This is a genomic window from Flavobacterium soyae (assembly GCF_021245985.1).
Classification (GTDB): Bacteria; Bacteroidota; Bacteroidia; order Flavobacteriales; family Flavobacteriaceae; genus Flavobacterium; species Flavobacterium soyae.
In genome coordinates this window covers 22,638-46,157 of the sequence record NZ_JAJQXA010000014.1, presented here as the reverse complement: position 1 = coordinate 46,157, position 23,520 = coordinate 22,638, and the positions used below count along the sequence as shown (strand labels likewise).

General features: G+C 33.3%; 12 protein-coding genes. All 12 read left to right on the top strand.

From position 1 onward, the window contains the following. Positions 1-23 precede the first annotated feature (23 nt). The 12 genes from LUU93_RS16855 to LUU93_RS16800 all read left to right on the top strand — a co-directional run bounded on the left by LUU93_RS16855 (position 24) and on the right by LUU93_RS16800 (position 23,134). Positions 24-2,090 carry a fibronectin type III domain-containing protein gene (locus LUU93_RS16855; protein WP_232682338.1) on the top strand — a complete coding sequence of 689 codons (2,067 nt, stop codon included), beginning with the start codon at positions 24-26 and terminating at the stop codon, positions 2,088-2,090. Between the two features lie 6 nt (positions 2,091-2,096). After that, positions 2,097-7,139 (top strand): T9SS type A sorting domain-containing protein, encoded by a 5,043-nt coding sequence (locus tag LUU93_RS16850; RefSeq protein WP_232682337.1) that lies wholly within the window; start codon positions 2,097-2,099, stop codon positions 7,137-7,139. Positions 7,140-7,141: 2 nt separating this feature from the next. Continuing rightward, complete coding sequence (locus tag LUU93_RS16845; RefSeq protein ID WP_232682336.1) at positions 7,142-10,921, top strand: fibronectin type III domain-containing protein; 3,780 nt, start codon at positions 7,142-7,144, stop codon at positions 10,919-10,921. Positions 10,922-10,967: 46 nt separating this feature from the next. Further along, complete coding sequence (locus tag LUU93_RS16840) at positions 10,968-11,816, top strand: hypothetical protein (RefSeq protein WP_232682335.1); 849 nt, start codon at positions 10,968-10,970, stop codon at positions 11,814-11,816. A gap of 206 nt (positions 11,817-12,022) precedes the next feature. Continuing rightward, positions 12,023-12,487: a hypothetical protein gene (locus tag LUU93_RS16835; protein WP_232682334.1), complete on the top strand. Its 465-nt coding sequence runs from the start codon at positions 12,023-12,025 to the stop codon at positions 12,485-12,487. A 301-nt stretch (positions 12,488-12,788) separates the two neighbouring features. Beyond that, on the top strand, positions 12,789-13,802 hold the full coding sequence (locus LUU93_RS16830) for a hypothetical protein (protein WP_232682333.1): 1,014 nt from the start codon (positions 12,789-12,791) through the stop codon (positions 13,800-13,802). Next, on the top strand, positions 13,720-14,259 hold the full coding sequence (locus tag LUU93_RS16825) for a hypothetical protein (protein WP_232682332.1): 540 nt from the start codon (positions 13,720-13,722) through the stop codon (positions 14,257-14,259). Before LUU93_RS16830 ends, LUU93_RS16825 begins: the two co-directional genes overlap by 83 nt. A 17-nt stretch (positions 14,260-14,276) precedes the next feature. After that, positions 14,277-15,326 (top strand): hypothetical protein, encoded by a 1,050-nt coding sequence (locus LUU93_RS16820; protein ID WP_232682331.1) that lies wholly within the window; start codon positions 14,277-14,279, stop codon positions 15,324-15,326. Between the two features lie 54 nt (positions 15,327-15,380). Continuing rightward, positions 15,381-16,724 (top strand): PKD domain-containing protein, encoded by a 1,344-nt coding sequence (locus LUU93_RS16815; protein ID WP_232682330.1) that lies wholly within the window; start codon positions 15,381-15,383, stop codon positions 16,722-16,724. 15 nt (positions 16,725-16,739) lie between these two features. After that, a complete protein-coding gene (locus LUU93_RS16810) occupies positions 16,740-18,446 on the top strand; it encodes a hypothetical protein (protein ID WP_232682329.1) in 1,707 nt (568 codons plus the stop codon). Positions 18,447-18,511: 65 nt separating this feature from the next. Beyond that, on the top strand, positions 18,512-21,763 hold the full coding sequence (locus LUU93_RS16805; RefSeq protein ID WP_232682328.1) for a hypothetical protein: 3,252 nt from the start codon (positions 18,512-18,514) through the stop codon (positions 21,761-21,763). Positions 21,764-21,775: 12 nt separating this feature from the next. Further along, on the top strand, positions 21,776-23,134 hold the full coding sequence (locus LUU93_RS16800) for a hypothetical protein (RefSeq protein WP_232682327.1): 1,359 nt from the start codon (positions 21,776-21,778) through the stop codon (positions 23,132-23,134). Positions 23,135-23,520 lie beyond the last annotated feature (386 nt).

Sequence of the window (23,520 nt, the reverse complement as noted above, 5' to 3'; positions counted from 1 at the left end):
TATTGAAATAATTACATTTTTAAATGTCAAAAAATAAACTTCTTTTACTTCTTTTACTATTTGTATCGTTATCATACTCTCAATTTAAGAGTCCGGCTGTCATGGTCAATGCCCGTGCTCAAAAAGATAAAATTTTGATTCGCTGGGCAGTTAATTCTCCAATAGAATGGCAAAAAGCAAATAAAAAAGGATTTATAATTACCAGAACTACAGTTTTACGAGATGGGATTATTTTACCCAAACCCGAAAAAATACTGCTTACGCCAAAACCATTAATGCCGGAACCATTAGATTCTTGGTTAGATATAGTACAAAAAGACAATAACGCAGCTATTATAGCGCAATCGATATATGGCGAAAGTTTTGAAGTAACAGGAGCAAAAGAGGGAGAGTTGTCTAAAATTGTAAGTATGGCAGATGAGCTTGATCAGCGTTTTACATTTGCTTTGTATGCCGCAGATATGAGTTTTGAAGGAGCGGAAAAAGCAGGTTGGGGATTTGTTGATGCCAATGTAAAAAAGAATGAAGTATATGCTTATCAGGTAAGTGTATTTGAAACTCCAAAAGTAAAAGAATCATCATATGTTATTGGTCTAAAAGATTATACAGCTTTACCAGCGCCAGCAGATTTTATTGCAGTTCCAGATGATAAAAAAGTAATGCTTTCCTGGGATTACGAAACCTTCAAGAGAATTTATACCTCTTTTATGGTTGAAAAATCTTCTGACGGAATAAATTACACACCAATATCAAATACAGCTCTTGTCAATTTAAATGATAAGGAAGATCATCCGTCAAAAACTATGTATTATGTGGATACACTTAGTGTCAACGATAAAATATATCATTATAGACTATATGGCATAACTTCTTTTGGAGAAAAAGGAGAGATAACCAAACCTATTACTGTAAAAGGAGTAGACGCTATAGTAACCTCGGCAAGGCTGATTGACTATAATATCATTAATTCAAATGAAGTCAATCTGGAATGGGAGTATCCTAAGGAATCAGAAAGTTTTATTCAAGGGTACGAAATCAATTTGGCAGATAACGATAGAGGCCCATACAAAGTTGTTTCTAAAATAATCTCTCCATCAGAACGAAAACTAAATTATAAAGAAAATTTATTTCCATCCAATTATTTTACCATATCTGTTGTGGGCAAAAATAATCAGCGATTAACTTCTCAAAGTATGCTGGTGCAGCCAGTAGATTCTATTCCGCCCGCAAAACCAATTGGGTTAGAAGGTGCAATTGATAGTCTCGGAACGGTAAAATTAAAATGGAAGCCAAATCAGGAAAAAGATTTACGCGGCTACCGCATATTAAAAGCAAATAACCTAAACGAGGAATTTGTAGATATTTATCATAAATCTTATGAAGGTACGACTTTTAAAGACAGCGTGAGCTTGAAAATGACAAACAGCAAAGTTTATTACAGAATTGCTGCCGAAGATATGCGATTTAATATTTCAGAGCCATCTGATGTATTGGTTTTAGACAAACCGGATAAAATTCCGCCAGCTGCACCTATTTTTAAAGATTATGATAATAAAGATGGCAAAGTGCATTTAAAATGGATTCGCAGCTACAGTGAAGATGTAGTTGGATACAGTTTAAGAAGAAGGGAAAAAGGACAGGAAAAGTGGCTGGAAATAAAACAAATAAACGATACGATTCAGGAATTTACAGATGACAGAGTAGAGAATAAGAAAACATACCAATATGCTATTCTGGCTAAAGACAGAAGTAATTTATGGTCATCATTAGATCATTCTACGATTACAGTACAGGTTTTAGACTTTACACCAGTAAAAATAATTTCATTTCTACAAGGATTACCTGATAGGGAAAACAAAAAAATAACCCTGACTTGGGATTATAACAAAAGCAAAGACAAGGTGATCGGTTTAAGTATTTATAAAAATCTCAAAGGAGCGCCTCCAACTTTATGGAAAGAATTAAATGGAGATGTTTTTACTCTGGATGATAAAAATCTAAAAATAAACATGGAATATGAATATCACTTAATTCCAAGTTTAAAAAGTAACAGTCCTGCAAAAGAAGAAGTTTTAATTATTGTTTATTAGGTGTTTATGAAGAAGATTTACTTGTTGATAATTTTATTGATTTCCATATTTAGCTTTGCTCAAGAAACTAAGTATATAATAACTATATCTAATTTAAATTACAGGATAAATAAAGGAGTCAAGAACAGCACAAGTTCCAATATTAAAATTATAATTCATTACCAAAATGGTACTAGTACAACTGCGTACTATAGAAGTATTGGTAGTAGCGGTGATAATGAAACTAGTTTAAATATCGATCCTGTAAACAATTCTACAAAACCCGTTTCTATCGAATGTTACGCTTTTGTAAATTTCAGAACAGGAACGGATGCAAATGGTTCAAAATTTATAAATGTAGATTCATATTGTCCTAATGGCACTTTTGATGGGGATTATTCTCCAAGAATGTCGCATATAACATTCAATTATAAAATTGAACCAACTTTAGACGTATTTCAGGGAACTTCTGACTTTTTACCTACAGATGAAAATATTACTATAAATAGTTTACCCGGATATGATACAGGTTACTATAAATGGCAATATACTTTGAACCCATCTTATAACAATACAACTGATTGGATAGATTTTACAAAATATAATACATCATCAATAAGTACAAATGCAATTGAAGTTCTTGGCGCAGACGCAGGTTTAAAACATGGTCAAAAAATTTATTTCAGATTAAAACCTTGTGGCACAGTAACAGGCAAAACGATAACATATTCTATTCGATTAAGTGCTCCAAAAATTATTTCTTCTACTCCTGATAAGGTGAGTTGTTATGATTTAGGAAGTGATGATGGAAAATTAAAACTTCAGTTTAACAGATCACTATATCCCGGTGAGACTTTTTCTATTGCACTTTTAGGAACTAGTACTCAAAATTTTCTAAATATTACACAATTAAACCCAGATAATACTTATGTGCTTTCTGGACTCGCCAGAGGAAATTATAAAATAACAACGACTGGCTTCTATAATGGAAATAATACTTATTCTACATATACAGAGTTAGGAGGGACTCCTTATCCATTTATGATAGAAGCACCAGATCTGCTAGACTTTTCATTAAAAAGTTCGGATATTTTATGTTATGGAGCTAATAATGGTAGTATAACTATCGCCCCAACTGGAGGAACCCGCGATGTATTAGCAAATGATTATTATTCATTAGATAATGGATATAGCTGGATACCATTTCCAAATAACAAACCTTACACAATAACAGGTTTATCACCAGGTATTTACAAAATAAAAGTAAAAGATATGAATGGCTGTATTGCCAGAATTCAAACTGTAGTTGAAGGAAAAGTTGAACTGGGAGAAGAAAAAATTATTGAAGCAACCATAACAGAACCATTATCACCATTAGCCCTAAACTATACTTTTAAACAAGACCCAACTTTTAACGGAGCTTTCAATGGTAAAATTACTGCCTCTATAAGCGGCGGAACCATAAAAGACGATAAATCTTATGACTACAAGTGGGTAAAAACAACCGGAGAAGAATTTACAGGAACTACCCAATATAATGAGGCAGATAAAACCTTTACAATTTCATTAGAGAATGCTCCCGCTGGCGAATATAAATTGACAGTAACAGATAAAAATTATGAAGCAGCAATCAATAAAACGAATTGTTCTATTATAGAGTCTTCTCAGGTTTTAACCCAGCCAGAGCCTATTAAAATAACCTTAGCAGAAACCCAATCAATTTCTTGCAATACAGAAAATGGAGATACAGATGCAGATAAATTCTCAGACGGAATTTTAACAGCATCAGTTAAAGGAGGAATTCCTCCTTATCAGTATGTATGGTCAAAACTGAATGCTTCAACAAATGCTTGGGATGTTTTAAGCGAACAGCTTTCAGATACTGCCATAAATCTTTCAAAAGGGAATTATTCCTTAAATGTTATTGATAAAAATGGCATCACACAAGGAACCTACAGCACTACGGACTTAGTTACTGCAATCCCGGCAATAAAAGAAATTATAGAACCGGCTAAATTAGAATTGTCATTTGATTCAGGAAATATTTCCTGCCATGACGGAAATAACGGCTGGGCAAAAGCAAACGTTGCCGGCGGGCTGGCGCCTTATACCTACGCTTGGTACAACGTTGATGGAATCATAAACGGAAATGAAATATCCCAATTAACAGCGGGAGAATATTTTGTTGAAATTACAGATAAAAAAGGCTGTTTCATAAAAGGAAGTATTGTAGTAACAGAGCCTCAATCTGCTGTGTTAATAGATTATAAGGAAATTACGGCGCCTGCTTTTTCTGGTGCCACAAATGGAAAAATTGTTGCCGAGGTTACTGGGGGAACTCCTAACAATGATGGCACTTATTTTTATGAATGGAAAAATTCTGCAGGAGTAGTTCAAACCGCGGCTGCTGAAATAAAAGATGGGATTTATACCATTAGCTTAAACGGCATTCCAGCCGATAAATATTTATTAACGATAAAAGACAAAAATTATAATGAAGGTACCAGCCAAATTATTAACTGCTCAGTTTTAGAATCAGAAGTAAAACTAACTGAACCTGATCCTCTAAAAGTTGTTTTTGAAATTGTTCGATCTATTTCATGTAATGTGAATAATGAATTTGGAAATGATAAAGATACAGCTCCAAAAGACGGACAGCGTGACGAATCACAGGACGGTATTTTAGTAGCACATGTTACAGGTGGAACACCTCTCGCATCTTCTGCAAATAGCGGTTTGCCTTACTATTTTTATTGGAAGAAACAGCAGGCAGACGGTTCGCGGTTAACCCTTCCGATGATTAAAGACTCTATCGCTTCCAACCTTTCACATGGCAATTATGCGTTGAATATAAAAGACAGAAACGGAATAGTATTAGGAACTTACATTAATAATCAGCTGGTGGAGGAAATTGATGTTACCCAATTGATGCAGGAGCCTCCGAAATTAACAGTTGCCATAACCAAAGGCGATGTATTCTGTAATGGTGGAAACGACGGCTGGGCGACGGCAAATGTTGCAGGAGGAACGCCTCCATATGATTATAAATGGTCAAATGATGTTGAAAGTGATAAAAACATGGTTTTAAAAGCTGGTGAATATTGGGTATTCATAACAGATGCAAAAGGATGTACCACACAGGAAAGTGTTACGATTACAGAACCAAAAGCGCCTTTGAAAATAAAATATACTGAGGTTATAAATCCGAGTTTTTACAAAGCAACAAACGGAAAAATTACAGCAGAAGTTGCAGGCGGCACTATTTCAGCAGATAATTCTTATTGGTATGAATGGAAAAACAGTAAAGGAATTATACAGACAGCAACTACTAGTTTTAATGATGGTATTTATACGATTTCTTTAAACGGAATTCCTGAAGAAACATATACGTTAAATATTCATGATTCCAATTATGATATAGCAGCAAACAAATCGAGTTGCAACATTTCAAATTCTGTAATTACTTTAGAAGAACCCGATCCGCTCGAAGTCACATTCGAGATAGTAAGAACTATTTCTTGTAATGCAAGTAATGAATTTGGAAATGAAACCGATAATAATCCACAGGACAATCAAAGAGATGAATCACAGGACGGAATTTTAACCGCACATGTAAAAGGAGGAATCCAGTTACAGGCCGATAAAAATAATGGGCTTCCATATTTCTACACCTGGAAGAAAAAGCAAAATGACAGTTCATGGAAGATATGGAATGAAGAAACAGAAACACTCAACAACATTTCAGAAGGAACATACGCCTTGAATATTGAAGATGCCAACGGAATAAAATTAGGTACCTATACCAATAATATTTTGATAAAAGAGACAGATGCGGTTCAATATATAGGGCAGCCTGCAAAACTAAATTTAACATTTACAAAACTCAATGCCAGCTGTGACAAAGGTGATGATGGCTGGGCAGAAGCTCATGTTTCTGGCGGAACGGCTCCTTATACATATGAGTGGACAAGCGGAGAAACAACTTCTAAAATTGAAAACATTACCACAAACAATTATTTTGTATTAGTTACGGATGCAAAAGGCTGCGTGGTTCAGGGAAGCATTTTTGTGGGAGACCCCAAAGGAATCTTAACGACTGAAACAGTAAAAAATCCAACTTGTTTTAGTGGAAATGATGGTTCAATTCAGTTAAATGTTTCGGGAGGAAATTTGCCTTATACCTATTTGTGGAATACCGGAGCTACGACCAAAGATTTAAATAATCTTTCTGCAGGTAATTATGAGGTAACCATTAGCTGTCCGGACTGCTGTGTGTATAAAAAGAGATTTGTTTTAAAAGATCCAAACCCAATTATAGTCGATTTAGGAAAAGACAGGACCTTGTGTAACGATCAGGTTTTAGATCTTGATGCAACGATCGCTGATAAAAATGCCAAATATAGCTGGACATCCACTAACGGATTTACCTCAAACCAGGCAAAAGTAAGTTTAACAAAAGCGGGAACCTATCATGTAAAAGCAACTTCGGCTTTAGGATGTGTAGGTGAAGATGAAATTGTAATAAAATCAAGTCAGGCCATTATTAGTTCTGAATTCTTATTAAGTTCTCAGGCATATCTGGATGAAGAAGTTATTTTGGTTAATACCAGTAATCCTTTTGGCGAAAGCACAAAATGGATAATTCCTGAAGGAGTAAAAACGGTAGAGCTAAAAGAAAAATACATTACTCTTAAATTTAATGACCTGGGTACTTATACCATAGGTCTACAGCAAACACAAGGAGAATGTTTCGCCATATACAATAAAAATATCACAGTAGAACAGCGAAGCACATTACCAAATGCTGGTAGTGCACCAAAATTTATTATAGATTTTATCGTAACACCAAATCCGAGCAACGGAAACTTTAAAGCTCTTATCAATTTAGAAAATAACAGTGCAGTTAATTTAAGATTGTTTTCTACCACAGGAGAATTTACTATGCAGAAAAAAGATTCAGGCAGGAAAAACTACGAAGTAGATTTTAATACTTCATTGCAATCCGGAATGTACCTTTTGGTATTAGAAACTGAACAGCAGACCCTTGTTAAAAAAATTATCATCTACTAAAAATGAAAAAGCTTTTAAAATATACATTCTTACTTATTCTACTTACCCAATGTTCCCCCTTCGGGGGATGGGGGAATGTATACGCCCAACTATACCCTGTTCAATTAACTCCAGTTTTTAAAAGTCCATACAGTGTAAAAATATCTGACTACGCAACTAGTATGGATACCAAATTTCAATTGCTGATAAATCCTACTGACATTACCATATCGCAAAGACAAGTACGCTTAAAATTGTACATACAAGGTAACGGAGTCAATATAAAAAGCAGCGATTATATAACAGGACAAAGACCTATTTTTATAAACGGAGGTGAATTTCAAACCCTGACCAATACTGATATTTCTGCTTTATTCAGGTTAGAAAATTTACAAGGCATAACACCGTCGCAATATGCGAACCCACTGCCAGACGGAATGTATGATTTTTGTTTTGAAATGTATGATTATATCACCAATCAAAAAATATCTCAAAAAAGCTGTGCCAGTATCTATCTCCTATTAAACGATCCACCGCTTTTAAACACACCGCAAAAAAACGAACAAATCGCGGCAAGCGATTTCCCAAACATAATGTTTACCTGGACACCGCGCCAGATGAACGCTACCAACGTTTCTTATAAATTCGAATTAAAACAGCTTATCGATTCAACACTCGATCCGCAGTTTGCGTTTCAAATGTCGCCGCTTTTATACGAAGAAACATTGTTTAGCACTGCTATGCTGTATAATTTAAGCATGCCAATCCTCACTCCAGGAATGCGTTATGCTTGGCGTGTGAGAGCCATATCAACTACAGGACTTTCAGAGAATGCGATATTTAAAAATGATGGCTATAGTGAAATCTATTCTTTTAAATACACCGCATCCTGTGCTGCCCCAACATTTTTACTAAGTGAGGCACAAGGACCAAACAGCGTTAAGATAACCTGGCAGGGAATTCCAGATCATACTAAATATCAAGTTCAATACAAAAAACAAGATGTACGTAACGCGCAATGGTTCTCGACCAATAGTTTAAACACACAAAGTTTAATCACCAATTTAGAGCCTGGAGTAACCTATCAGTTTAGGGTAGGTTCAAGTTGTGATCCTGCAACTGAGGGAATTCAGTCGTTTACTTATTCAGCGATCAGCACCTTTACAACGCCTACACAAACTAATGGGGTTCCTGCTTATAATTGCGGCATCATCCCTAAAATTAATATTCAGAATCAAAAAATACTTGATAACTTAATAGAAAGCGAAACCTTTACAGCAGGCGATTTTCCGGTAACGGTTCTGGAATTAAAAGGAGAAAATAGTCCGTATTCCGGTCGAGGTTATATCATAGTGCCTTATTTAAAAGATACTAAAATAGCCGTTGAGTTCAATAATATTGTAGTTAATACCGATTATCAATTAATCAGCGGAGTAGTAGAAACAAGTTATAATTCAGATTGGAAAAATGTTACTGATGTTGAAGATTTTACTGGAGAAGGACAAAGCGGAAAAATAAAAGAAGAAATATCATTTGAGATCGATAAAATTGTAATCAATGCAAATGGCGATATTATTGTTAATGGCAAAGACGGCGAGCAAGTTACTATTCCAGGAGGAAAAGATACTGTCATTACAGATAGTACAGGAAAGATTTATTATGTTGATAAAGACGGAAATGGAAGTAATGAAGGCATTGCAGTTGCAGTAGGCGGAAAATCTACAGCTGCAAATACAGACGGAGTAGATAAAAACGGTCAGGTAACTGAGTTTACTGCAAAGGGGATTACTATTATTTTTTCGAATAATGAAGATAAAAGTAAGGGAGATGAAAGCAAATATGCCTTCGATGTAATGTCTGAAAATGCCAGTGAAAGTTTGAAAAAACTGTATAAACAAGTTAGCACAAAAGCCCTGCCTTATAAAGCCGTTGTAAATGGGCAGAGCGATACCGTATTGGCAACAGTAAGTGTTACAGACACGAATATAAAACTAGACGATATTGTTTTTAAAACTGAAAGCGGTGCAAAAGTCGACGCAGTGCGAAATGATAAAACTTTCACTTTAACCGTAAAAGGAAAATTGACTTATGCAGAGGAACAAATAGTAGCGACTATACAGCAAGGTGATAAATGGAAAGTGATAGGTGCTTTTATGCTGGTGCATATTTCTTCAAAAGAGGTTAATGTAGCTTTGGTTCCTACAGATGATGATTCAAAAAACAAGCTTGATGATATTATTAAAGAGACCCAAAAGATTTATAATAAAGTTGGTGTAAAAATAAATTTCAATAAAGACGATCTATTTGATATTTCAAAATACCTCAACGGAAGTATAACAATATCAACAGAGAAAAATACAGCACTTTCTACCTACAGTTCTGTACAACAGAATATTAATAATGGATATGGAAATAAAAATAGCGACCGATATATTTTATTTGTATCCAATCGAAATTCTGATAAAGAGGGACAATTGGGGTATATGAGGCTGAACGGTCAATTTGGATATGTATTTGCTTTCCCTTCGGGACTTGAAGGAGCTAAAACTCCTGCTCATGAGTTAGGTCACGGAATTTTTAAATTAGAACATCCTTTTGAGCAGTATAATACTCAGGAAAGGAGTACTGATTTCTTAATGGATTATAGTTCAGGTACTGTCTTGAATCATAACGATTGGAAACAGATTAATGATCCTACATTTAGGTTGTACGCGTTTCAGAGTCAGACGAGTGGGGAGTTGGTTAAAAATTATGATTTAATTGTAATAAAAAAATATAAAGAATCGAGTGGAAAGATAAAAGAAGATATAGAAGAAACTAAAGAAATGTCTTTGACTAAATATAATCAATATAAAAAAACACTTTGGGATACCTTTCAATTATGTAATAAAAAAGGTTTTAGTGAATGGATTGAAGGATATAGTCAATATACCTTAGGAAATGACTGCAGTTTTAAAAATGGTTTTTATGGAATACATACAGGTGTTTTGGTAATTGAAATTACAGAAAAAACACCAGTTTATAATATTTCATACTATAAGACTAAAACACAATATGAGGCTTCTAAAAATAATAAAAATGTACTTGTTTTTGCAAATGGATATAGAAATTCAATGGTGAAGTTTGAGTTTGAGGATTCAGATAATCTTATTAAAGATGTTGCAATCGAAGATTATTGGGAGGGAATAGATCTTTTGTTTGAAGAACGCTTAAAAGATAGAGAGGTTTATTATGCAGATGGACATCATGGAGTAAGAACTTCTAATCATGGAAGCACGGTGAGTTTTGCAAATAATATGTTTAACCATAAAATGGCAACAAGTCCAAATATAGAAGGATTTAGTTTTCGTGAGAGTAAGGGACTAATTGCAGGTGATAATTTGTTAAAGGAGTTACAAAAAATCAAGTTTAATAAACAAACCGAAAAGATTGATATTGTAGCACATAGCATGGGGTTTGCATATGCACTTGGAATAATAAAAAAATTAAAAGAAAATGGTTGTAAATTTGGTAAATTTTACATTATTGCCCCTGAAAATGCATGTAGTGGAGCTGTAAATGTTAAAGACTTCGATGAAGTTTTCCAATACGGAAGTAATTTAGGAGAACCAAATGCTGATAAAATTTCAGACCAGGATGGTGTAGCTCCTCAATGCGCTGCAGGTGGATTAACTATACAACAGCGTGTATTTATACCCAAAGATTGGTCACCAAAAGGATTTACTGACAGCCATTCAATTGGTAATTATAAATGGATTTTTAATAAAAAAGAAAAGGAGGTAGGCTATGTTAAACCGAGATAATTTTTTTAAAATTATTATTATAATATGCTTTGCTAGTTGTCATAATGTGAAAGAAAAAGAAATAAATGAAACTACAAAATTTTTCAAAAAAACATCTGAAAGCATTATAACAAAGTACGAGTATAAAAATGTATACTATCTGATGAATGATAGCATAAGAATATGGGCAAAGAATAATTTAGTTCCATATAGAATAGCTACAGAACCTTTTAAAATAGATAGTCTTTTATGTTTTAATAAAGCGAGGAATAAAGTGATAACGGCTCTTGAATATCAATATATCTCTGAATTAACTGATCATGATGGAATTATTTTTTTTTATGGATTAAAAATTAAAGATAAATGGTATTTCTTTAATGGAGCATCAATTCATCTTCCTCGTGAATACTACCAAAAAGACATTCATACACCTTTAAGTTTTGAGAAACTTCATGAAATCGCAATGAATGAAGTATTCAATGGATATTTAAAAAAAAAGGATAAAGGTTTTTGGAATAATCTGTTTGGCAAAACGGATTGGGAAATAAATGATGATTTTTTTAAAGAAATAAACCATCCTAGAATTCTTTTTAAAGAACGCAGAACTGATAGTAATACCTATTTTTCCTGTCGTGAATTAAATGACAAAAAAGAGTATGAGGATTGTTTTTTTCGTCATGAGGCTTTGGCGGTCTGGAATGAAGACAGTACTTCTGTAAATAGGGATACTTATTTATACTCGCCTGAATTTCCTGTAACAAAAAAGCTTAGACAATTAAAAAAAGGCGATTTATTGAGAGTGATTGAAAGAATAGACAACAGCGATTGGTGCTGTGTGAGGATGTGGGACGGAAATCCTAATGTAGGATTTATTGAAAAAAAGACAATAGTAAAATTGAAAAAAAGTAGCAGATAATGTGGATATACTTATTTTCTAATAATATATGAATTAAAAAACGGCTTCCGCACGAATCTTTCGTGTGACAGAAAGTATGTCAAGTTTTAGTTTTATTATAAAGTTTAAAAATTAAAATATATAAGAAATTATAAATTTCATAAAAGAATTCAATAAAACTTGTTGATAGAAGTATTATTAAGTAGGGAAAACTTAAAGCAAATAAAGTGAGAAAAATATTAAAATATTTAATGATAGTTGTTATTTCAGGATACATATTAAATAAAATATTATTTTTTGGTTTGACATACCTTTATTTTCATAGTTCTTCAAATCCTCCAAGCAAAATGAAAGTATATGAATTTAATACATCTATTATAAAATTTAAAAATGAATTAAAAATAATTTCTGATAAATCAATATATCTAAGTTATCAAGATTCCGTTTTTGGTAATTCAAGAATAAATACAATAAGGATATTTGAAAATGGAGAAAAACTAACCTATTATTTGGAAGTAAATGAAGTAAATGATAAAGAAACAACTGTTGCGATAAATTTATATTTCATAAATGGCAAAGGGAAAGATGATTTTGAATGGTTTTCAAATACAAAGAATATACAAATAAAATTATTTGAAGAGAATATAATAGAACCGTTATCTAAAAAAATTGAAAAAATAGAAGTGGAATAATTAATTGCTGCTCTTTATTGCAAAGCTTTAGTTAAGATTGAACCAAAGCAATAAATGAGCAAAAAACGCTGATAATAAAATAAACGCTTATTTTATAAGTTTTGAAACCAAATAGATTTGAAGATAATTAGTAAATCTTAGAACTAATTAAACTTAATATTTTTAAATATCCTTTTGTATAATTTACAAATTTTAGCATACCAAAAATACCACAATTTTAACGAAACTAATTATCTGGCCTTCTATGATTACCAGAAGAATTTTTTTATGAATTATATTAATTAAAATAAAGTATTTACGTATGAAACAATTTTTTTTAACCATATTAATTTTACTTTTTACTATAAGTAATTATGCTCAAAAAATTAAAATCGACAAAGGAGAAATAAAACTAGATGAAAAACCAGTTGCTTATATAGAAGGTAAGAAGCCTTCATTTAAAGTTTCGAGTTTAGATAAAAATTACAAAATGAGCATTCAGTTAAAGCAGATCTTGCCAGTTCCTGCTATTCCGATAATGGAACTCACGAATGAAGAAACTACAAAGTCGAATGAAATCGAATTTACAAAAGGAAAGTTTAATCCTTTTAACAACGAGAAAAGTGTTGTTACTGCATTAATAGAACATAATTATCTAAATGTTGACGGATTGAATATTGATGCGATAGAAAATTTCATTAATGGAGAAGCAACTGGTATTGCTGCAAAATTAATAGAAGCCAAAAATGAAATAGATCAGGCAAATAAAGCTATAGATGCTTATCAATTGAGTATTGATGATGCAGGAACTATTTATAGTATAAAGGCACAGAATCCGGACCCAGCAGATAAGAGGATTGGTTACATCAGAGTGATATTACCCTCAAAAAATGGAGAATTAAACTATGAAGTTCTGGACTTAGATAACTATTTAATGGCAACATGGTTTGCAAAAAGCGGAACTTTTCCTGGATATAAAGGTTTTTTGAATGAGGAATTAGTCACCTATGATAAAAAGATATTTAAAGTTGCTTTTGACAACCATGGTAACCCTATGGGGTATAAAATGAGTAAAGATATTACTGCAATGAATATTGTAAGAGTATTGGTTGGGAATGGTTATAAACTACAGCATCAAGGAAAAGCTGAAGTTATGGCAATCAGAGTTGAGCAAGCAAAAATAACTGAAGAAAAAATAAAGACAGAACGTTCAAATTCAGCTAATATTTATGAACAAAACGGATATGTTATAAATGAAAAAGGAGAAAAAAAAATCTGGGCCAATTACAGCCGAATTTCAATCGAAAAAAGCGGAATCATCAAGCGGAATGGCTGATATGACTGCTTATGGGAAAACGGTAACATTAAAATTTACCAATGAAAAAGGACGTGAGAAAACAGAAAATTTTAAATCAAAAAACGGAACCAGATTCTGTATCGAGAAAAGCGGAAAAGAAGAATGTTATTTAGGATTAAAAACGATAGGAAATACAATGGCAGCAGCAGGAAGTTTAAATTCCTTAAGCTTTGATTTTTCGAGTTTCTATAAAATCTTGTACGAAGAAAGTGGTTATATGGTTCTAGTTGATCCATTGCTGTCATCTGATTTCATTATAAAAATACCAGCACAAGAAAAAGGTTTATACACCAATAAATCAAGTAATGATAAGCTAAGGAAAAATGTTAGTGAATATCTAAAATGCGATTCGTTTGTGTTTGAAAACTATGATTTTAAAACCCTTGAAGGATTGATTAAAGTTTTAGAAGATTATAAAAATAATTGCAGTAAATAATTAAAGTAAAAATAGAAATGAAAAAGAGAATTTTATTAGTAGCAGTGTTACAACTTTTTTTAACCTTGAATAGTTGTAGTTCAGATTCAGAAAGTCAGCCGGGAACAAATCCAATTGAAAAAGGAGAGATAGTAGCTGATTACATTATTGATGGTTATGTTGATGATTTTGTCATTGGTACTGATAATATAGTATATAAAATAGGACAGACAGATGATGAGAAAGGATCAAGGTATATGGGATTAAAGAAAGTTGATCCACAAGGAAAGGAAACTGCACTTAAATATCTTGACCTTGGAAATTTCAATTTCGCAAATTTGACATTCGCAAATAATGGGGATCTTTTGATGGTTGCAAAAGGTAATACACCGGGCTCAGATAAAATATTGCGATTCGAAAATAATTTCTCAGATCTCAAGCCATTTTATACAATGAAGCCAATAAGTTCGCCTTTTGCGAGCAAAATCAATCTTTTGTCTATCAGCAACAATGGTGATAATACTTTTTTTGTATTTGATTACGGCAATAGACAAATAAAAAGATTTTTTCCTGAACTAAGTGGCGATATGTTTGTTGCCGGCTCGGAAAAAAATGAAATAAAAGACGGCACAGGTCTAAATGCAAGTTTTGGCACCGTATTAAAAATGATTTCATTAAATAATGTACAGTATATAATCGATAATTTTTACGAATCGAGTAATGGAGCTTATAAGAGTTCTAATATTAGAAAAGTGGAGTATGTTAATAATGAATGGAAAGTAACAACTTTAATTTCAACAACAAATGATGAATCTTATAATGATATTACATTCGATTCAAAAAATGATTTATATGTAGCCGTAAAAGGAAAAGGCATTTATAAATTAAATCTTCAAGACAACTCTTTGTCTTCTTTTAAAGAAGGAGAGTTCAAAGTCAGATCGACTGGCCAAAAAATTACTAATTCGTTTGGAAGTATTAAAATGATCAAGTTTATAGGTAATGATATGTATATGGCCACAAGCAGCGACTTGATTAAAATTTCAGATTTCCAAACAAAATTTGCAAAAGCGGCAGCAGAAAAATAAAAGATTAAAAAACCATTATAGCTTTAAAACTGTAGTGGTTTAAAATACAACAAAATGAAAAAAGCTTTACTCTTATTAGTATTTATTATAATAACCTCTTGTTATCAGGAAACTTCTATAGCCGTTGAAGGAGATTTTACGACTACGTATGTTAATGCCAAAGAATCGGTACCGGTTGTCATTAAAATCGATAGTAAAATTACAGGAGCAGATACCTACCAGTGGACATTTGAAGGAGGAAGTCCGAGTACTTCAAACTTAAAAAATCCAGGCGAAATACTCTATGATAAGCAGGGAACTTATACCATAAAACTAAGAGCGTCGAATGCAGATGGCGAGAGTAAAGAAATTAGTAAAACAGTTGTTATTAGAGACGGAATCAATATCGATTTCACCCATGAAATTGTAAAAAATAATTATTCGCCAGTAGAAGTTATCTTAACCAATAATACAGCAGGTGAAGGGCTTAGTTATAAATGGGAATTTCAGGATGGAATGCCAGCTGATTTTACAGGAAAAACACCGCCCAATGTTGTTTTTACAATACCTGGAGAACATCCAATTACCCTAACCGTTTCAAATGGACTTGAAACTCAAAAAGTAACTAAAACTATTACAGTTGCACCATTTTTGGTGAGCTTGTTTGCTTATGAACCCAAGTTTGAAAATGATGATTATGAATCACCTGTAACAATTAATTTCATCAATAAATCAATCAGTGCCACAAAATACAAATGGACTTTTGAAGGCGGAAATCCGGCAGTATCAACAGAAGAAAACCCAATAGTTGCATTTACAAGCGTCGGTACGCACGAAGTTACTCTAGAAGCATCCAACGATAAAACCAGCCAGATTTTCAAGTCAACAATTATAGTACAGCCTGATACAAACCTGCGTATTTTGACCAATATCAAGCTGGGAATAAATTCGGCACACAACAATAATAATATTGGCGCAATGTATTCGACTACAACCAGACAGGTTTATAAAGCCAATGAGATCAATGACGAAAACAGCAGTTTGATCGATATTGTGTTTCAGGGACTAAACAGCAATTTGACATACAACAAATTCATTTCGCCAGATCAGGCTAATAATTATGGCTTTCTGCCTCTTAAAAATGCTCAAAGCACCATTTTTGTAAACTCTCAAAATTTATGCAATTGCGGTCTAAACTTTACCGAAACACAATTTGATGCCATGGTAAATGATAACCTTATAAAATCATTAAACATAAGTTACAGTGCAGCAGGAGAACAGCAATTTGGCTTAACATATCCAAGAATAATTTTATTTAAAACGCAGGACGGCAGAAAAGGTGCAATCAAAATTAAAGACATGGTAAAAAACGGAACCAGCTCTTATATTTTATGCGACATTAAAGTACAAAAACAATAAAGGAGGAATCGATTAATGAAAATAAATAATACAAATAATTGGTTAAAACTCCTAGTTGTTCTACTGTTCTTAGTTACTAAAAATGGATATTCGCAGGACGTTGATTTAGAGAATTTTTACAAGCCTAATTTTAAAGTTACAGGTGGAGTAAATGCTAACATGATATTTTATAATTCGAATCAGCAAAATTCTAGAGAGCCATTTACTTATCTGCTTTCAGGTAATTTAAATATCAGTGCATTCAGTTTTAATATTCCGGTATTTTACAGCCTGACCAATCAGGGAAATGATCTGGGTTATACTGCTCCTTTTGATTTTAACCGAATTTGTATCATGCCTAAATACAAATGGGTAAAAGCTTATATAGGTAATGCAAATATGACTTTTTCGCCTTATACTTTAAGCGGTTATCCTTTTAGAGGAGTTGGTCTTGAATTGACACCAAGAAGCCCGTTTAAAATTAGTTTAATGGGAGGGCAATTATTAAAAGCTGTAAATGAAGAAGACGCGTTAGGAGGCGTTCCCGTTTATGAACGATTTGGCTACGGCATAAAAACAAGTTTCGAAAAAGAAAGATATAAAATAGGCTGGATTGGCTTTTATGCCAAAGACAATGTAAACTCACTCAACCTAACAGGAAATGACAGTGGAGTAACACCTAAATCAAATTTTGTAAACAGTCTGCTTTTTGGTACATCATTATTAAAAGATTTAACTTTTAATGTAGAGTATGCGCTATCAGTATTAACAGACGATACACGTGCAGAAACACTCCAAGGAGGAAATTTTAAGGACAGACTTTTCTCCGCAAAAGAAAGCACTGTTTTCTTAAACGCATTAAATGTAAATTTTGATTACAGCATACAAAAAACAAGACTTGGATTAACGTATGAACGTATTGATCCCAATTACAATACATTGGGAGCAATGTACTTTAATAATGATTTAGAAAATATTGCATTACGCCTTTCAAGACCTTTTTATAATGATAATATTAATATAGCAGTAAGTTTAGGATATCAAAGAGATGATTTGGCACACGAGAAAAAACAAGATACTAAGAGGGTCGTGGGTTCTGTAAATATGAATTATAAGGTTACAGAGCAGTTTAATTTTACAGGAAGTTATTCTAATTTTTCAACTTATACCAATAAAAAACTCGATCAATTTGAACTTATTAATAATCCAAATGTCGTAGCAGCCGATACTTTAGATTATAAGCAGTTATCACAAAATGCTAACTTAAACTTTAGTTATGCTTTTGGAGAAAAGAAAAACCAAAATATGAATTTTAATTATAGTATTGCAGGTCAGGCCAATGAACAAGGAGGTGTAATTAGAAAAGGACAGGCAAGCACCGTTCAAAACTATAATTTAGGACATACCATAAATTTTATCGGAATCAAAACGGCATTAATCAGCACTTTAAATTACACTAATAATCAAGTAGGATTATTTGATAATTCATCTTTGGGCGCTTCAGTAGCGGTTTCTAAAAAATTATTAAAAGAGAAGTTAAACTCCAATTTTGGACTATTGTATAATAATACCCAAAGTGATGTAGATACAAGTTCAGTTTTTGGGATAAAACTCAATAACAGCTATACACTAATGCAAAAACACAATTTTGCATTGTCTATGATAACGATGTTTAGAAGCGCAGCAAACCGACCCGCAAACAATGATGTAATGTTGAATTTTAACTATGGTTACAGCTTTTAGCGAGAGTACATTAAATATAAAAAATATTGAAATTCAGGTTTCAAGCACAATATAGATTATTTACTATGAAGAAGTTTTACAAATTACATTTATCTGCCTTGTTTATTCTGTTTTGGATCTTTAGTTCATATGGACAGGATATAGCACCTCCTAAAGAGCTGAATGCAGCAGCTGGCTCAATAGAAAAGATTGCTGCGGCAGACCGCTGGGTAGATCATTTCTCCAATCAGGATTTGGTCGAACTTCCTGTAGGGATTCGAAATACGGTAAACAATGTGCAGTATTCTATCGGGATAACAAAAGCGGTATTTTCCCCTGAATACACTACGCTTACAGTATTCTGCAGGGTTGACATTCCTCAGAAGGGTCCAAACGGACAGCCGATGCAGCTGTTTTTTGGAGCCGATGATGTAAAACTTTCTCATCAGGGAGGAATAATAGGAGAAGCAAAATTAGTGCTGTTGGGAAATGTAGATATTCCGTTCAGTGATGATAAATGGCAATTATCATTGTATGGAGGTTTTGATATGGCAGCCGGTCATACCAAAGACCTGACCTATGTAACAATTGATTGCGATGGTTTTAAAGAAATGAAAATTTCAGGAGCGGTCGAGTTTTCTAGAAATCTAATTTTACCTATTGATCCAAGAACAGGTTTAGTTGACGAAGCAGCAACGACTACTACTAAAACCTATTATAATGGTAAACCAGTGCAAATCCCGAATAGAGTTAGAGGAGAATTTAATTTTACTGCAAGTGATTGGAATGACATTTTAGTCAATGTAAGCCTGCAGCCTTTTGTTTTAAAAGACAAACGAAATGGAAAAGATTTTGATGGTAACTTTACATTTTTGGTAAGTAATGCTGTATTAGATTTAAGTGATTTAAAGAATGATCCTAGCGTGTTCTTTCCGGAATATTATACAAAAAACGCATTATTATCACCAAGCCCGGAAGCTTGGAAGGGGGTATACATTCAAACCTTTGATGTTGGGCTGCCAAAAGAATTTCAAACGACAGATACAGCATCCAATAAAGGCAGAATTCATGTTGGGGCACAAAACCTTATTATAGATAAATATGGGGTTTCAGGAACTTTTTATGCAGATAATGTTTTTCCGCTTGATAGAGGAATTACAAGCGAAGAAAAATCTTGGGCTTATTCTCTGGATCATATTGATGTCACTATTGCCGCTAATACATTTGTGAAAGCAAATCTAAGCGGTGAAATTTTGCTGCCAATTACTAAATCAACGGGTTCATCTTCAACAAATTCAGCACAAACGAATAGAAAGGGATTGCTTTACAATGGATTTATATCCATGAGTGAACAGCAGTTAGTTGTTGCTACTAAAGATTCTTTATCTTTTGATATCTGGAAAGCAAAAGCATTATTGCTGCCCAATAGTTCCGTTGAATTAAATTTAGTAAACGGAAGATTTTTACCCAGAGCCAATTTAAATGGTACAATTTCTATTGGAACTAATAAGAGCGCCACAGATGATAAGGAAGTAGAAGGAAAACGAATGGTTGATTTTAAAGGTATTTCTTTTGAAAACTTACAGCTCCAAACCGTTTCTCCAATAATTTCTGTGCGTAACATGGGCTATAAAGGCACTATGGGCTTTGCTAATTTTCCAGTTTCAATTGGTAATATAAATGTTGCCATTAACGGAAATGACTCCCGAATTGATTTTGATTTGGGGATAAATTTGATGGAGAGTGTAGGAGCGGGAGCGACAGCAAGAATTGGAATATTAGGAAAAATGTATGACGATGGATACAGACAGCGAAGCCGATATGCAGGTCTGGATTTGTCTGCCATTAGTATTGACTGCCAGTTTAGTGGACTGAAAATAAAAGGAGGACTTATCCTAATGGAAAACGATCCAGTTTATGGCAATGGTTTTAATGCAGATTTGATGGTTGATGTTGCTGATGTTGTCAATGTTCAGGCAAAAGCTATTTTTGGACGCTCTACTTTTAGATATTGGTATTTTGATTCCGCAGTTAAGTGGCCACCAGTGCCGTCACCATTTATGATTAATGGCTTTGGTGGCGGGGCCTATTATAAAATGAGAAGAAACGGTGATTTGTCAATTTCAGATTTTTCATTATCTGGACTTTCTTATACGCCTGATGAAAAAATAAGTTTAGGTCTTAAAGCCTTAATTTATTTTCATGTTGGTTCAGAAACAATATGTGATGGAGAAGCAGGATTTGAGATGGCGTTTAATTCAAAAGGCGGCATTAATAGATTGGCGATTTTTGGAAAGGCAAAAGTGGCGGGAGAAATACCAGGATTAAAAAGTGTAACTGGATTAATCGATAAAGTAGCTTCAAATGCAGCTGCAAAGAAAATTTTTCTAGGAGACACAGATGCAGATCTTAAAGGGTCTTTTACCAGTAAATATATTCCAGAAGCAAAATTGGCAATACCTGGAGATTTATCTTCAGATGATGGTATTAAAGTCGCTTCGGCAATAGAATTTGATTTTCAAAATCATTCAATGCATGGTACTATGGATGTTTTTATAAATACTCCGGGTAATTTCTTATCCGGAATTGGAGAAGGAGGAAGAGCAGGCTGGGCTGTTTTTCATAAAGATCCCAAAGACTGGTATATGTATATAGGAACTCCTGATGACAGATGTGGAATAAAACTAGGAGTTGGCGGTATATTCTTAAAAACAACGAGCTATTTTATGGCAGGAACACTGCTTCCAGCAAGTCCGCCCCCACCGCCAATTGTTGCGCAGATTTTAGGCGTCGATGCAAAACAATTAGATTATATGCGTGATGAAAATGCATTGGCTAATGGTGGAGGTTTAGCTTTTGGAGCTAATTTAGATTTTGATACAGGAGACTTAAGTTTTTTACTATTCTACGCTCGTTTTCAGGCAGGAATGGGATTCGATATTATGCTGAAAGATTACCAGGAGGCCAGATGTTCGAATACAGGAAAGACTGTGGGAATAAATGGCTGGTATGCAAATGGTCAGTCGTATGCTTATTTGCAGGGAGAACTAGGAGTTAGAATAAAATTGGCATTTGTAAAAATAAAAGTTCCAATCATCTCAGGAGGAGCAGCAGTATTATTGCAGGCCAAACTGCCAAATCCAGTTTGGATGCGTGGTTATGTTGGCGGTAACATGAATGTTTTAGGCGGATTAATCAAAGGTAAATTCCGTTTTAAATTAGAAATTGGCGAAGAATGCCAATTTGAAAATGCATCTCCGTTAGGTGGAATTAAATTGATAACCGATGTAACGCCAAAACAAAGCTCAGCTGATGTGGATGTTTTTGCTGTTCCGTAGGCCGCTTTCTCAATGAAAGTGAATGAAGCATTTGTAATTCCCGAAGATACTGGAGATGTTACTTACAAAGTTATCCTAGAAAAATTTAAAGTTTTTGATGGCACGGCCGAAATACCGGGAACTTTTGAATGGGGTTCTATGAAAGACAGAGTAAATTTTGTTTCAACAGATATTTTACCTCCAAACAAAGAATTGAAGGTTCAAGTAGAAGTTAGTTTCAAAAAAATGATAAACGGTGTTTTTCAGCCTATCAAAGTTGATGGAAAAGTAGCCACAGAATACGAAGAAAGATTATTTACAACAGGAGGAGCACCAAATCATATTCCGCTTAACAATATTAAATATTCTTATCCGGTTGTAGATCAGAAATATTTTCTTGAAGAAGAATATCCAAAAGGATATATTCAGCTTAAGCGTGGCCAGGATTATTTATTTGAAGATGCAAGCTGGGAAACCAGTATCAAAGTAAATGAAGAAGGCGCTTTCAATGCAAAAGCAACCGCTTTCAATTATGATACCAATAAAAATGAAGTGTATTATGAATTACCTGATATTAAGCAGGAAAAAAAATATAACTTTTCTATAGTGAGCAGTTTAAAACAAGCTCCCTCTGGAAACACTGGATCGAATTCAAGAACAAATACAATCAGTGATGGGGGTAATGATATTCAGATAAAAGAAAATCAAGCAGATGTATTGTCTAAGGCTGAAGGCAGTATTGATCGTTTATCTTATTCATTTAATACAAGTAAATACAAAACATTTACAGCGAAAATGAATGCTATAAATACTCAAAGCTATAATTTTGGAGTATTGTATTCTGATGTTATTTATTTAACTAATACCATTTCAAGTCAGGAAGCATTTGATTTGACTGAATTACAAGGAGTAACATACAGTGATAACAAGCCAATTATTATAGCACAGTCTAAACTAAATGATGAGTATTATACTATAGATATTTATCCTTATTTGTATAAAGACTATCCTTTAAATGGGAGTTACACTATTAATAATAGGGACACCGATGAGTTAGGAGTTATTCCTGCAAAAGCAATTCCGCTGAATGCTTACTACATGACCAGTATAGAGAATGATATAAATCAATCCTGGACAAAAGGCAATTTTCCATTTAAGTATAATATGCCGTTGCTTTATAAACAAGACTGGGTTGATTTAAACAATCAAATTATTAATGCTTACATTAATGGAAACACTGGTGTCGAATCAATTGCAAAACGTTTTTTTAATAGTAATTACCTATTTATGCGTTATGGAAATTATGAAATACTAATGAAGTACAATCTGCCGGGAGATAAGAAGTCTACCGAATATACATATAAGTATAAAAACAATAATAAGTTTAGATAAGTACTTTAAAATTAGTTGTAAAAATAACTGAGAACCTTAAAATTAAATAGTATTTAACCTATTATGAGACCTTTAATGCCAGCCTTATCGAGCTGGCATTTTTGTTATAGAGATTTCTTTCTATTTCTACAAATAATGGTCACTTTGTACTGAAAAGGGTGGTCATTTTGAATTGAAACCAGGCTGTTTCATCCAGAAATAGTTTAACACTAAGCTAATTAAAACGAAAAAACAATTAGAGTGAATGTTATAGTAGGGAGCATTTTGTCGATTAATAGTGTTTTAGTGGATAAAAAAACCGAACAGATAAGTTGTTATCTTATTTGTTCGGTTTTACAGTCTCGACAGAACAAATGTCGATTTTTTTGGAAGATTTAGAAAAAATA